Source organism: Stutzerimonas chloritidismutans (assembly GCF_020783375.1).
GTDB lineage: Bacteria > Pseudomonadota > Gammaproteobacteria > Pseudomonadales > Pseudomonadaceae > Stutzerimonas > Stutzerimonas kunmingensis.
In genome coordinates this window covers 1,169,970-1,183,283 of sequence record NZ_CP086067.1, presented here as the reverse complement: position 1 = coordinate 1,183,283, position 13,314 = coordinate 1,169,970, and the positions used below count along the sequence as shown (strand labels likewise).

At 60.9% G+C, this 13,314-nt stretch carries 16 protein-coding genes; all 16 read right to left on the bottom strand.

The annotated features are described in order from the left end of the window. Nucleotides 1–15: 15 nt before the first annotated feature. The gene (gene hisS, locus LLJ08_RS05430; protein WP_102833000.1) at nucleotides 16–1,305 is read right to left on the bottom strand and encodes a histidine--tRNA ligase; all 1,290 of its coding nucleotides are present in this window, start codon (nucleotides 1,303–1,305) and stop codon (nucleotides 16–18) included. Between the two features lie 16 nt (nucleotides 1,306–1,321). Further along, on the bottom strand, nucleotides 1,322–2,434 hold the full coding sequence (ispG, locus tag LLJ08_RS05425) for a flavodoxin-dependent (E)-4-hydroxy-3-methylbut-2-enyl-diphosphate synthase (RefSeq protein WP_003298158.1): 1,113 nt from the start codon (nucleotides 2,432–2,434) through the stop codon (nucleotides 1,322–1,324). A 7-nt stretch (nucleotides 2,435–2,441) separates the two neighbouring features. Further along, the gene (locus LLJ08_RS05420; protein WP_228208395.1) at nucleotides 2,442–3,449 is read right to left on the bottom strand and encodes a RodZ domain-containing protein; all 1,008 of its coding nucleotides are present in this window, start codon (nucleotides 3,447–3,449) and stop codon (nucleotides 2,442–2,444) included. After that, nucleotides 3,446–4,204: a type IV pilus biogenesis/stability protein PilW gene (gene pilW / locus LLJ08_RS05415; protein WP_014819467.1), complete on the bottom strand. Its 759-nt coding sequence runs from the start codon at nucleotides 4,202–4,204 to the stop codon at nucleotides 3,446–3,448. Before pilW ends, LLJ08_RS05420 begins: the two co-directional genes overlap by 4 nt. 11 nt (nucleotides 4,205–4,215) lie before the next feature. Next, complete coding sequence (rlmN, locus tag LLJ08_RS05410; RefSeq protein WP_014819466.1) at nucleotides 4,216–5,364, bottom strand: dual-specificity RNA methyltransferase RlmN; 1,149 nt, start codon at nucleotides 5,362–5,364, stop codon at nucleotides 4,216–4,218. A gap of 19 nt (nucleotides 5,365–5,383) precedes the next feature. Continuing rightward, nucleotides 5,384–5,815: a nucleoside-diphosphate kinase gene (gene ndk, locus LLJ08_RS05405; protein WP_003284654.1), complete on the bottom strand. Its 432-nt coding sequence runs from the start codon at nucleotides 5,813–5,815 to the stop codon at nucleotides 5,384–5,386. A 168-nt stretch (nucleotides 5,816–5,983) separates the two neighbouring features. Beyond that, complete coding sequence (iscX, locus tag LLJ08_RS05400) at nucleotides 5,984–6,184, bottom strand: Fe-S cluster assembly protein IscX (RefSeq protein WP_228208394.1); 201 nt, start codon at nucleotides 6,182–6,184, stop codon at nucleotides 5,984–5,986. Between the two features lie 11 nt (nucleotides 6,185–6,195). Then, the gene (gene fdx, locus LLJ08_RS05395; protein WP_003298166.1) at nucleotides 6,196–6,534 is read right to left on the bottom strand and encodes an ISC system 2Fe-2S type ferredoxin; all 339 of its coding nucleotides are present in this window, start codon (nucleotides 6,532–6,534) and stop codon (nucleotides 6,196–6,198) included. Nucleotides 6,535–6,539: 5 nt separating this feature from the next. Further along, a complete protein-coding gene (gene hscA / locus LLJ08_RS05390) occupies nucleotides 6,540–8,402 on the bottom strand; it encodes a Fe-S protein assembly chaperone HscA (RefSeq protein WP_228208393.1) in 1,863 nt (620 codons plus the stop codon). Between the two features lie 41 nt (nucleotides 8,403–8,443). Then, on the bottom strand, nucleotides 8,444–8,965 hold the full coding sequence (gene hscB, locus LLJ08_RS05385) for a co-chaperone HscB (RefSeq protein WP_228208392.1): 522 nt from the start codon (nucleotides 8,963–8,965) through the stop codon (nucleotides 8,444–8,446). A gap of 7 nt (nucleotides 8,966–8,972) precedes the next feature. Further along, complete coding sequence (iscA, locus tag LLJ08_RS05380) at nucleotides 8,973–9,296, bottom strand: iron-sulfur cluster assembly protein IscA (RefSeq protein ID WP_003298170.1); 324 nt, start codon at nucleotides 9,294–9,296, stop codon at nucleotides 8,973–8,975. Between the two features lie 14 nt (nucleotides 9,297–9,310). Further along, nucleotides 9,311–9,697, bottom strand: a complete 387-nt coding sequence (gene iscU, locus LLJ08_RS05375) for a Fe-S cluster assembly scaffold IscU (protein WP_003284664.1) — start codon at nucleotides 9,695–9,697, stop codon at nucleotides 9,311–9,313. A 43-nt stretch (nucleotides 9,698–9,740) separates the two neighbouring features. Continuing rightward, a complete protein-coding gene (locus LLJ08_RS05370) occupies nucleotides 9,741–10,955 on the bottom strand; it encodes an IscS subfamily cysteine desulfurase (protein WP_014819462.1) in 1,215 nt (404 codons plus the stop codon). Nucleotides 10,956–10,986: 31 nt separating this feature from the next. Continuing rightward, the gene (gene iscR, locus LLJ08_RS05365; RefSeq protein WP_014819461.1) at nucleotides 10,987–11,478 is read right to left on the bottom strand and encodes a Fe-S cluster assembly transcriptional regulator IscR; all 492 of its coding nucleotides are present in this window, start codon (nucleotides 11,476–11,478) and stop codon (nucleotides 10,987–10,989) included. A 158-nt stretch (nucleotides 11,479–11,636) separates the two neighbouring features. Then, nucleotides 11,637–12,413: a serine O-acetyltransferase gene (gene cysE / locus LLJ08_RS05360; protein ID WP_042928298.1), complete on the bottom strand. Its 777-nt coding sequence runs from the start codon at nucleotides 12,411–12,413 to the stop codon at nucleotides 11,637–11,639. Further along, nucleotides 12,413–13,249 carry a tRNA (cytosine(32)/uridine(32)-2'-O)-methyltransferase TrmJ gene (gene trmJ / locus LLJ08_RS05355; protein WP_228208391.1) on the bottom strand — a complete coding sequence of 279 codons (837 nt, stop codon included), beginning with the start codon at nucleotides 13,247–13,249 and terminating at the stop codon, nucleotides 12,413–12,415. Before trmJ ends, cysE begins: the two co-directional genes overlap by 1 nt. Nucleotides 13,250–13,314 lie beyond the last annotated feature (65 nt).

Sequence of the window (13,314 nt, the reverse complement as noted above, 5' to 3'; positions counted from 1 at the left end):
TTCATTCGCTTAGTCTCAGACCTGCTCGAGGCAGGCAGCCAGACGCTCGGGCAGAGCATCCCAGGCAATGCTTTGTTGCTCGCTGTCGTCGCGTAGCGGCTTGCAACCTACCACGCGCCCTGCCAGTTCGTCGTCACCCAGGATCAGCGCAAACCGCGCGCCGCTCTTGTCCGCTTTCTTGAACTGACTCTTGAAACTGCCGCCACCGGCGTTCACCAGCAGGCGCAGCCCTGGCAGCGTATCGCGCAGGCGCTCGGCCAGAGCCAGTGCTGCCAGCTCGGCAGGCTCACCGAATGCGCAGATATAGGCATGCGGCGCCGGGCTCAAGGCGTCCGGCACCAGACCAAGGGTTTCCAGCAGCAGCACCAGGCGCTCGACGCCCATGGCGAAGCCGACACCCGGGGTAGGCTTACCGCCAAACTGACTGATCAGGCCATCGTAACGGCCGCCAGCGCAGACGGTGCCCTGCGAGCCCAGTTTGTCGGTAACCCACTCGAACACGGTTCGACCGTAGTAATCCAGACCACGCACCAGCTTCGGGTTGATTTCGTAGGCGATGCCGACTGCATCGAGGCGCGCCTTCAGGCCTTCGAAATGCACGCGTGACTCATCGTCGAGGTAGTCATGCAGCGTCGGTGCATCGGCCAGCAGCGCCTGAGTCTGGGCATTCTTGCTGTCGAGAATACGCAGCGGATTGGTCGTCAGGCGCCGCTGGCTGTCCTCGTCGAGCTGATCGAAACGCTGCTGCAGGTAGGCCACCAGCGCATCGCGGTAGCGCGCACGTGCTTCGCTGGAGCCCAGGCTGTTGAGCTGCAGCGTTACAGCGTCGGCCAGGCCGAGCTGCTTCCACAGGCGCGCCGTCATCACGATCAGCTCGGCGTCGACATCAGGCCCAGGCTGGTTGAAGACTTCCACGCCGATCTGGTGGAACTGCCGATAGCGGCCCTTCTGCGGCTTCTCATAACGGAACATCGGCCCGGTGTACCAGAGCTTCTGCACCTGGCCGCCGCCGGTCATGCCATGCTCAAGCACCGCGCGCACACAACCGGCAGTACCTTCAGGACGCAGGGTCAGCGACTCTTCGTTGCGATCGAGGAAGGTGTACATCTCCTTGTCGACCACGTCGGTGCCTTCACCGATGCCGCGAGCGAAGAGGTCGGTGAACTCCAGGATAGGCAGGCGAATCTCGCTGTAGCCGTAGCTGTCGAGCAGTTGCGCGAAGGTGCTTTCCAGATAACGCCAGGTCGGGGTCTGCGCAGGCAGGATGTCGTTCATGCCACGAATGGCTTGCAGGGACTTGCTCAATGGGATTCCTTAAAGATCAGCTGCGCGCGATGACCGCCGCGTCGGCCGCGAGCTTCTCGGCGGCCTTGCGTCGGATGAGCTGCTCCAGCTCATCGACGAGATTTTCGTTGTTCAGTTTTTGCGCCGGCTTGCCGTCGATGTAGACCAGGTTGTTAGGGCTGCCACCGGTCAACCCGACATGGGCCTCCTTCGCCTCTCCCGGACCGTTCACAACGCAACCGATCACGGCAACGTCCATCGGTACCAGCAGGTCTTCCACGCGGGTTTCCAGCTCGTTCATGGTCTTGACCACATCGAAGTTCTGCCGCGAACAGCTCGGGCAGGCGATGAAGTTGATTCCCCGTGAACGCAGACGCAGCGACTTGAGGATATCGAAGCCGACCTTGATTTCCTCGACAGGATCGGCCGCCAGCGACACGCGAATGGTGTCACCGATGCCTTCAGCGAGCAGCATGCCCAGCCCGACCGCGGACTTCACGGTGCCGGAACGCAGTCCACCCGCCTCGGTAATGCCCAGGTGCAGCGGCTGTTCGATCTGCCCGGCCAGCAACCGATAGGCCTCGACCGCCATGAATACGTCGGAAGCCTTGACGCTGACCTTGAAGTCCTGGAAGTCCAGGCGATCGAGATGATCGACATGGCGCAGGGCGGACTCCACCAGCGCCTGCGGGGTCGGCTCGCCGTACTTTTTCTGCAGGTCCTTTTCCAGCGAACCGGCATTCACCCCGATGCGGATCGGGATGCCCTTGTCGCGCGCCGCATCGACCACCGCGCGCACGCGATCTTCGCGACCGATATTGCCCGGATTGATGCGCAGGCAATCAACGCCGAGCTCGGCCACGCGCAGAGCGATCTGATAATCGAAATGGATGTCGGCCACCAACGGCAACTGCACCAGTTGCTTGATGCGCCCAAAGGCCTCGGCAGCCTCCATGGAAGGCACTGAAACCCTGACGATATCGGCGCCTGCATTGGCCAGGCGCTGGATCTGCGCAACCGTCGCCTCGACATCACAGGTCTCGGTATTGGTCATGCTCTGTACGGAAATCGGCGCATCACCACCGACCGGCACATTGCCCACCCAGATCTTGCGGGATTGGCGACGCTTGATAGGAGATTCGGAATGCATGGTCAGCTTACTGTCCGAGCTTGAGGCGCGCTGTCTCGCCGCGCATATGAGAGGCGAGGTTCACAGCTTCGCCGTTGTAACTGAGTTGGGCGCCGCGAGCGTAGCCCAGATGTACGTCCAATGGTGCCTTGCCGCTGACCGCCCTGCTGGTCCCGGCCTTGGCCAGCGCGCTGAACAGTACTCGTCCGTCGGCATCGCTGACTCGCGTCCAGCAATCGGCGGTGAAACTCAGCTCCAGCTGCGCCTCGCCTGCTACTGGCGGGGCGGTGTCGTTCGAGGCACTCGTGGGAGCCGGGGAGGCCGTTGCGTCAGCGCTTTGCGTTGGGCTGTCAGGCAGCGTCAGCGGCAGAGACTCAGCGGCCTCGCCCGCCGGCTCGGTGATGGTGCCCTGCACATCAGTGGTGGCTGGAGTCTGTTGCTCAGGCTCGATCGCTTCATTCTCGTTCGAATCGGCTAGCGGTGCTGTTTGCTCGACTGGCTGTTCGCTCTGCTGCTCGGCACCCTCGTCAGCGCGATCAAGGAGATGGATCTCGGTGGTTCCATCCGCGCCTTCCACTTCGATTCGCTCCAGGGCCGAGACCGGTGGCGTCGTGGCCTCTCGAGCCATGCGTTCCTGCCACCAATACCAGGCGACTGCAGCCAGGAGCAGCAACAAGGCAAAGCCGAAGAAACGCATGAAGCTACGCGACAGACGGCCGGGCTCTTCGATGCGCCCCAGGCTGTTGACGTTGCTTCCGGAAGCGTTGGTACCGGTGTGCAGGTCGAACTCCTGAACCAGGCGATTCTGATCCAACCCCAGCAACTTGGCATAGGCACGCACGTAACCCCGGGCAAAGGTGTGCCCTGGCAACTGGCTGAAATCGCCGGCCTCGATGCGAGCCAGCGAGCGCTCGGTGAGATTCAGCTGCTGTGCAACTGCAGACAGCGGCCAGCCCTTGTCTTCGCGAGCTATACGCAGCGTCTCGCCGGGGTTGTTGCCCATCGGTGCAGCGGATTCTTGGTGCGGCGCGGTCATCGTTGCTCCGAAAGATATTGCTTGTATTCATCCGTACCGGGATACAGCCGCCTCAGCTGCAGCGCGAGGCTTGCAGCAGTGTCGCGGTCCTGATGGATGTTGGCCAGACGGATACCGAGCAGCAGACTCCGTGCGTTCTGCTCGGCCAGTTGGCTGAAGCTATCGTAGTAACGCTTGGCTGGAACGTATTGCTTGTCCTCGAAGGCCATGAGTGCAAGCTCGAGCAACGCGCGGGGCTGGCGACTGTCGAGGCGCAGCGAGCGGGTGAAATGGAGTTCGGCCTCTTCACGCTGACCCAACTGCAGTGCAGTCATACCCAGATTCTGAAAGACCCGCGCCCGCTCGGAATACATGTTGTCTTCGGAAGCCTGACGGAAACGCTCCATGGCCTCGGGGTAGCGCTTCTGCTCGAACAGAAAGCTGCCGTAGTTGTTGAGTATGCGGGCGTCCTTGCGACTGGAGAGCGCTTCACGGTAGTGCTTGTCGGCCAGGTCGTTTTCCATTTCGGTCTGGAATACCAAAGCCAGGGCGGCGTGTGCATCGGCGCTGTTCGGATCAATTTCGAGGGCCTTGCGCAGTGGCGTCTTGGCGCGCGCGGCGGCGCCCTGCTGCAGGTAGCCGATCCCCAATTGAATATAGGCGTCGCGGGCCTGCTGGCGGCCTTCGTCGGTTCTCAGCGGATCAGTGGATCCAGAAGACACACAACCGGCCAACAGGCCGGTCAGTAGAAGCAGCAGCGCAGCGCGCAAAATCATCAGCATCCCCCTCAGGATCGGTTCGAAGCAGTTTGCGCCGCACCTGGCTCGCTCTGTAGCTCACGCACAGCGATGTATCTCTCGCTTCGACGCGTCCGGTCCAGCACCTGGCCGACGAGCTGACCGCAAGCCGCGTCGATGTCTTCGCCGCGGGTGGTACGCACCGTTACATTGTGCCCGCCTTTGTGCAGGATGTCCTGAAAACGGCGGATGGCGTTGTTGCTCGGCCGCTCATATCCGGAGTGAGGGAACGGATTGAACGGGATCAGATTGATCTTGCACGGGATATCCGCCAGCAACGTGATCATCTGCTCGGCATGTTCGGGCTGATCGTTGATGCCCTTGAGCAGGGTGTACTCGATGGTCAGCACGCGCTTCTCGCCAAGCCTCGAGATATAGCCCTTGCATGCCGCCAGTAGCATGTCCAGCGGGTACTTCTTGTTGATCGGCACCAACTGATCGCGCAACGCATCGTTGGGTGCGTGCAGCGACAATGCCAGAGAAACGTCGATGACCTTGGCCAGCTCGTCGATCATCGGCACGACGCCGGAGGTCGAGAGCGTCACCTTGCGCTTGGAAATCCCGTAACCAAGGTCGTCCATCATGATGTGCATGGCAGCGACGACGTTGTCGAAATTCAGTAACGGCTCGCCCATCCCCATCATCACCACGTTGGTGATCGCGCGATCGATTTTCGCCGGGATGGAGCCGAATGATTTGTTAGCAATCCAGACCTGACCGATCACCTCGGCCGCTGTCAGGTTGCTGTTGAAGCCTTGCTTGCCGGTGGAACAGAAACTGCAATCCAGCGCACATCCGGCCTGCGAGGACACGCACAGCGTTCCACGTCCGCCCTGGGGGATGTACACAGTTTCCACACAGCTGCCCGAGGCGACACGCACGACCCATTTGCGGGTGCCGTCGCTGGAGATGTCTTCACTGACGACCTCCGGGCCGCGAATCTCGGCGCAGGCCTTGAGCTTTTCGCGCAAGGCCTTGCCGAGATTGCTCATGGCGTCGAAATCATCGACACCAAAATGGTGAATCCACTTCATCACCTGACCGGCGCGAAAACGCTTCTCCCCGATGGACTCGAAGAAGCTCTCCAGTTGCGACTGGGTAAGCCCGAGCAGATTCACTTTACCGGTCGTGGCAATCATTGAATTCACCTTCGCTCAATCAGCGAATGCGTGCGCACACTTCGGTGGCAGCAAAGAAGTAAGCGATTTCACGAGCAGCGGAGGCTTCCGAATCGGAACCGTGCACGGCGTTCTCGTCGATGGAAACGGCGAAATCGGCGCGGATGGTGCCGGCAGCAGCTTCTTTCGGGTTGGTGGCGCCCATCAGCTCACGGTTCTTGGCGATGGCGTCTTCGCCTTCCAGAACCTGAACGATGACTGGACCGGAAGTCATGAAAGCAACCAGATCCTTGAAGAAGCCACGCTCGCTGTGCTCGGCGTAGAAGCCAGCCGCTTCGCGCTCGGACAGCTGAACCATCTTGGAAGCGACGACGCGCAGGCCGGCCTTCTCGAAACGGGTAGTGATTTCGCCGATGACGTTCTTGGCGACAGCGTCGGGCTTGATGATGGAGAAGGTGCGTTGCAGGGCCATGTAGGACTCCAAAACTGATGGGTTAAAGCGAACGAGTAAACCCGCGGATTATACGCGGGTTCATGTCAAAAAACATAAGGGTAGAGGGTAGAAGCCCGGATGGCGCCAGGGACCGCCGAACGGTCCCGAGATACCCAACCGGAGGAAAACGAAAACTTCGAAACCGCTCTATTCGGCCTCTTCGATCCAGGCCGACTGGATGGCTTCGAGCACTTTCTCGCCGCCCCGACCGGGCTCATCGGCGAAGCCCGGAAGCTCCACCACCCAGCGATGCAGATCGAGGAAATTTACATAGCGCGGATCTACATCGGCCTTGCGCTCGGCCAGCTCGATGGCGATTTCCTGCACGTCACTCCATTTCAGCTGCATGACGCCCACCCTCAGTGCCCTTCGGAAACCTGATTGATTGTGTACTTCGGAATTTCCACGACGAGATCGGCATCAGCCACCACTGCCTGGCAGGACAGCCGGGAATTGGGCTCAAGCCCCCACGCCTTGTCGAGCATGTCATCCTCCAGCTCATCGGAAGCTTCCAGTGACTGGAAGCCTTCGCGAACCACGACGTGGCAGGTGGTGCAGGCACAGGATTTTTCGCATGCATGCTCGATGTCGATGCCATTGCGCAGCGCGGCGTCCAGCACCGTCTCGCCGGTCTGCGCCTCGATAACGGCGCCTTCAGGGCAATGGTCGGCGTTGGGCAGGAAAATGATCTGCGGCATCTGGGTCAATCCTCGATATCGTTTAGCCGCCGCCCGGCCAGCGCGGCCTTGACGGTCGAATCCAGCCGGCGCGCAGCAAAGGCGTCGGTGATCTGGCTCAGGCGTTTGGTCTGGCGCTCGATGGCCAGCACATCCTGGCTGTCCAGCAATCCGCGCAACTCGGCGACCTGGGCGTCGATCGCCACGCGCTCTTCAGCAGACAGCAAGCGCTCGCCATCGACGGCCAGCGCAGCCTCGACCGCCTCGAGCAGGCGCTGGGCATCAACCAGCTGCTCACGCAACGCCCGGGCGTCACGGTCCTCGTCCGCCTTGCGGAAAGAGTCCTCCAGCATCCTGGCGATCTCGCCATCGGTGAGGCCATAGGAAGGCTTGACCTGAATACTCGCCTCCACGCCGGATGCCAACTCACGCGCGGACACACTGAGCAAGCCATCAGCATCGACCTGGAAGGTGACGCGTATCTTTGCCGCCCCGGCGACCATCGGCGGAATACCGCGCAGCTCGAATCGAGCCAGCGAACGGCAGTCGGAGATCAGCTCGCGCTCGCCCTGCAGCACATGAATCATCATGGCCGACTGGCCATCTTTGTAGGTGGTGAAGTCCTGCGCGCGCGCCACCGGAATCGTGGTGTTGCGCGGAATGATCTTCTCCATCAGCCCGCCCATGGTCTCCAGCCCGAGGGACAGCGGGATCACATCGAGCAGCAACAGCTCTTCCCCATCGCGATTATTGCCAGCCAAGGTCTCAGCCTGAATCGCCGCGCCAATGGCCACAACCTCATCAGGGTCGATGTCGGTCAGCGGCTCCCGACCGAACAGCTGCCCAACCGCCGAGCGCACCCTTGGCACTCGGGTCGAACCGCCGACCATGACCACGGCGGTAATCTCCTCAAGCTCCACACCCGAGTCCCGCACGGCACGCCGGCAGGACTTGAGACTGCGCGCAATCATCGGCTCGATCAGCGCATCGAAGGTCTCGCGTTGCAGCTCGCCTGACCAGCCGGCATACGCGACATCCACCGCATCCACATCACTCAGATGCTCCTTGGCATCGCAGGCAATCTTCAGCAATTCACGCTGCGCGCCCGGCTCGAGATCGTCGGACACACCGGCACGCTCGAGAATCCAGTCCGCTACGGCATGGTCGAAATCATCACCACCCAGAGCCGTGTCGCCACCAGTGGCCAACACCTCGAAAACGCCCTTGGTCAGGCGAAGAATTGAAATATCGAAGGTACCGCCTCCGAGATCGTAGATCGCGACGACGCCTTCGGCATGACGATCCAGACCATAGGCGACGGCGGCCGCGGTCGGCTCGTTGAGCAGGCGCAGCACGCTGAGCCCAGCGAGCCGCGCGGCGTCCTTGGTCGCCTGACGCTGGGCATCGTCGAAATAGGCAGGAACGGTAATCACCGCACCGACCAGTTCACCGCCCAGGGTCGCCTCGGCACGCTGACGGAGTGCGCGCAGGATCTCAGCCGAGACTTCCACAGGGCTCTTGGCGCCCTGAACGGTCTCGATGAACGGCATTTGCGACTCAGCCTGACGGAAGCGGTACGGCAGCTGTTCGCCCAACTGCTTCACATCGGCCAGCCCACGACCCATCAGCCGTTTGACCGAACTGATGGTGTTGAACGGATCGGTGGCCGCAGCAAGCTTGGCTTGTGCGCCAACCTCAATGCGGTCAGCGTGATAGCGCACCACCGACGGCAGGATCACTTGCCCATCAGCATCGGCCAACGGCGCAGTGACACCACTGCGCAGGGCAGCTACGAGGGAGTTGGTGGTCCCCAAGTCTATTCCGACAGCCAGGCGCCGCTGATGGGGCTGGGGGGTTTGTCCGGGCTCGGCAATCTGAAGTAAGGCCATGTCTGTCTGATATCGGGCGCAACGCCGGGCGCTGCGCGGGGTTAATCGTCGAGGCGCTCTTCGAGTTGGCGCACTTCCTGGGTCAGCTTGTCGAGAAACTGCATGCGTCGAACCAGACGCTCAGCATCGGCACGCCGCTCAGAATCCTGCCAGATGCGGGCGAAATCATCGTTCAGCCCCTGCTGCGCCTGCTTCAAGCGCGACTTGAACGCCGCTACGCCATCCAGATCGGCCTGCTCATGGAGCTCTTCAAGCTCCTCGCGCCAATGCATCTGCTGCATGAGGAACGCGGGATCCTGAACAGTCGCTTCCAGTGGAACCTCATGCCCCTCGATGGCCAACAGATACCTTGCCCGGCGGCTCGGACTCTTGAGCGTCTGGTAGGCCTCATTGAGGTTGGCGGAGCGCTCAAGGGCCCGACGCTGCTCGCTTTCGCCAGCGTCGGCAAAGCGATCAGGGTGAACCTGGCGAGCAAGCTCTCGATAGCGATCGGCAAGAGACGCGAGATCCAGCTCGAACTCGGGCTTCAACTCGAACAATGCAAAATGACAGGGAGTACCCACGGCGACCTCAGATATTGAAGCTCTCGCCGCAGCCACACTCGCCACGAACGTTCGGGTTATTGAACTTGAAGCCCTCGTTGAGCCCTTCGCGAACGAAGTCGAGTTCCGTGCCGTCGAGGTATACCAAGCTCTTGGGATCAATGATCACCTTGACCCCATGACTCTCGAACACCGAGTCTTCGGCTGCCGTTTCGTCGACGAACTCAAGTACGTACGCCAAGCCGGAACAGCCGGTCGTACGCACGCCGAGTCGCACACCTACACCCTTGCCTCGCCCGTCCAGCGAACGGCGAACATGCTGGGCTGCAGCGGGTGTCATGGTGATAGCCATCGCAACCTCCCTATTTAAAGCAGACCTTTCTTTTCGCGGTAGTCACGCACAGCTGCCTTGATCGCATCTTCGGCGAGCACGGAGCAGTGAATCTTCACCGGCGGCAGCGCCAGCTCTTCAGCCAGCTGCGTGTTCTTGATGGTTTCCGCTTCTTCCAGGGTCTTGCCCTTCATCCACTCGGTAGCAAGCGAGCTGGAGGCGATAGCGGAGCCGCAACCATAGGTCTTGAACTTGGCATCTTCGATGACGCCCTGCTCGTTGACCTTGATCTGCAAACGCATCACGTCGCCACATGCCGGCGCACCTACCATGCCGGTACCGATGCTCGGGTCTTCAGCGTCGAACTTGCCGACGTTGCGCGGGTTTTCGTAGTGGTCGATGACCTTATCGCTGTATGCCATGGTGCAATCCTCTTAGATCAGGCTGTGCGGCGCTTGACGCCGGTCAGTGGGCTTGCCACTCGACCTTGGAAATGTCGACGCCGTCTTTGAACATGTCCCACAGGGGCGAAAGCTCGCGCAGCTTGGTGACGGCCTCGCAAACCTTCTGCGCTGCGTAGTCGATTTCCTCTTCAGTAGTGAACCGACCGAAGGTGAAACGGATGGAGCTATGCGCCAATTCGTCGTTACGACCCAGGGCACGCAGCACGTACGACGGCTCCAGCGAAGCGGACGTACAGGCGGAGCCAGACGATACCGCCAGATCCTTGAGCGCCATGATCAGCGACTCACCCTCGACGTAGTTGAAGCTGAGGTTCAGATTGTGCGGCACACGGGCGGTCAGGCTACCGTTCACATAAAGCTCTTCGAGATGCTCGACCTGCTTGTAGAAGCGATCACGCAGGGAGCGGACGCGCTCGTTCTCCTGGGCCATTTCGTCTTTCGCAATACGAAAGGCTTCGCCCATGCCGACCAGCTGGTGCGTAGCCAGCGTACCGGAACGCATGCCACGCTCATGGCCACCGCCATGCATCTGTGCCTCAAGGCGGACGCGGGGCTTACGGCGAACATATAGCGCACCCACGCCCTTCGGCCCATAGGTCTTATGAGCGGAGAAGGACATCAGATCGACCTTCATCTTCTCCAGATCGATCTCGACCTTGCCGGTCGACTGCGCCGCATCGACATGGAAAAGAATGCCGCGAGAACGGGTCAGCTCGCCGATGGCGGTGATGTCGTTGATAGTGCCGATCTCGTTGTTCACGTGCATGACCGACACAAGAATAGTGTCGTCGCGCAGCGCAGCTTCGACCATCGCCGGCGTGACGATGCCATCCTCGCCCGGCTCGAGATACGTGACCTCGAAGCCTTCGCGCTCGAGCTGGCGAGTGGTATCCAGTACCGCCTTGTGCTCGATCTTGGTGGTGACGATGTGCTTGCCCTTGGACGCATAGAAATGCGCGACGCCCTTGATGGCCAGGTTGTCCGACTCGGTTGCACCGGATGTCCAGACGATTTCACGAGGATCGGCGTTCACCAGCTCAGCAACCTGACGGCGCGCATTCTCCACGGCTTCCTCGGCTTTCCAGCCAAAGGCATGAGAGCGCGACGCCGGATTGCCGAAGTTGCCTTCGTTGGTGAGGCACTCGATCATCTTGGCGGCAACACGCGGATCCACAGGTGTGGTCGCAGAGTAGTCCAGGTAAATCGGCAATTTCATTCAGATATCTCCTATCAGGCAGTCGCCCTGCTCAATCGATGGCGGACGTTTCTATCTTGTCCATATGCGGCGAAGTGCCGCCAGCCTTGCGCATGTCTTGGCGCAGGGCGACCTGCTGCACGTCCTGGCGCTTGACCAGGTCGGCCAGGCTGATGCCGCTGAGGAATTCATGAATCTGCTGGCTGAGGTCACACCACAGATGGTGAGTCAGGCAGGTATCGCCAGAGTGGCAGCCGCCTAGACCTTGGCAACGCGTGGCATCGACCGACTCGTTCACAGCGTCGATGACTTGGGCGACCTGAATGCCGGCCATGTCACGAGAAAGCTGATAGCCGCCGCCGGGCCCTCGCACGCTCGTCACCAGGCTGCCGCGGCGCAGCTTCGCGAAGAGCTGCTCGAGATAGGAAAGGGAAATACCCTGCCGCTCGGAAATATCGGCCAGGGAGACCGGCCCATGCTGCGCATGCAGCGCCAGATCGAGCATGGCGGTCACGGCATAACGGCCTTTGGTGGTTAATCGCATCGGTCTGCACCAAGCATTACGGTTTGGCGCAATTATGCAATTCCCGAGTATTTGAGTCAACTATAAGACCTATTAATTCAGTAGGTCTTTAGTCTGGAACCACGCCCGGCCGGAGGCAGCGGGCCGGCATGATACCAGCTGCTGCCAGCCCGCGCACTTCAGGTGCGGGCATCGCCAGCGTCGGACTTCACTTCAACGAAGTCTTCTTCTCGCAGCTCCGGAAGGTCCTTGGCGCAATAATCGCTGCCCAGCGCCTTGAGCGCGCCACACATTCCCTCCAAGCGCTCCTCTACGGCCTGAACATGATCCAGCAACTGCCCAATGGCTCGCGCGACGGGATCAGGCATATCCTCGCTGACGCCATAGGCGTCGAATCCGATCTTCTCGGCAATGGCCTTGCGCTTGGCTTCCTGCTCATCGCTGGATTTGACGATCACCCGCCCCGGAATCCCAACCGCCGTCGCTCCCGGCGGCACTTCACGGGTAACCACCGCATTGGAGCCGATCTTCGCGCCCGCGCCGACGGTGAACGGCCCGAGGATCTTCGCACCCGCCCCCACGATTACACCGTCTTCAAGCGTCGGATGGCGCTTGCCCTTATTCCAGCTGGTGCCACCGAGTGTCACGCCGTGATAGAGCGTCACGTCATCGCCAATTTCCGCGGTCTCGCCAATGACGATGCCCATCCCGTGATCAATGAAGAATCGCCGGCCAATCCTGGCGCCCGGATGGATCTCGACCCCAGTCAGCCAGCGCCCCAGATTCGAGGACATCCGCGCAAGCCACTTGAATTCATGCACCCACAGCCAATGGGACAGACGATGAATCCAGATAGCATGCAGCCCCGGATAACAGGTCAGAACTTCGAACGCATTGCGTGCCGCCGGATCGCGATGGAAAACGCTTTGAATGTCTTCGCGCATGCGTTCGAACATCAATCACTTCTCCGCTTGTGAGGCTCGCCGCGGGCAGCCTTTTGTGTCTCGGTGAGAATACCGCGCAGGATATTCATTTCCAGCTTGCTGATACCGCTGCGCCCGTAGAGCCGACGCAATCGGGGCATCAGATGCCTGGGCTTGGCCGGATCGAGAAAGCCGATATCCACCAGAGTCTGCTCAAGATGACCGAAGTAATTCTCCAGCTCGTCGACAGTCACGGGCCGGGCATCCAGCATCGCCGTGGTTTCCAGTTTCTCGACCTTGATTGGCCGCCCCTCGGCAGCCAACCAGGCCATGCGCACCTCGTAGGTAAGCACTTGCACGGCCGCAGCGAGATTCAATGAACTGAACTGTGGATCAGACGGGATATGGACGTGGTACTGGCAGCGCTGCAACTCCTCATTGGTCAGCCCCGCGTACTCGCGACCGAATACCAATGCGACCTCGCCGCCCCCGACAGACTGCTCCACGGAAACCGACGCGCACTCCCGAGGGTCGAGCAACGGCCAGGGAATGCGCCGATCACGAGCGCTGGTTCCGAGCACCAGACTGCAACCAGCCAGCGCCTCTTCCAGCGTTGCAACGACCCGTGCACTATCGAGAATGTCGGTTGCACCGGACGCCCTGGCCACGGCGTTGGGACTCGGGAAATCCTCGGGATCGACCAATACCAGGCGCGAAAGCCCCATGTTCTTCATGGCACGAGCCGCACCACCGATGTTGCCGGCATGACTGGTATTGACCAGCACGACACGAATGTTCTGCAGCGACACAATAATTCTCTGCTTGAAAGCGAGCAGAAAGCTTACAGGAAGCGGCTCCCGATCCGCCATCTGCCGCCCCCTGCAACCACCACCGTGACGCTACATGCGCCGGCGCTTTCCTGATAGAATTTCGC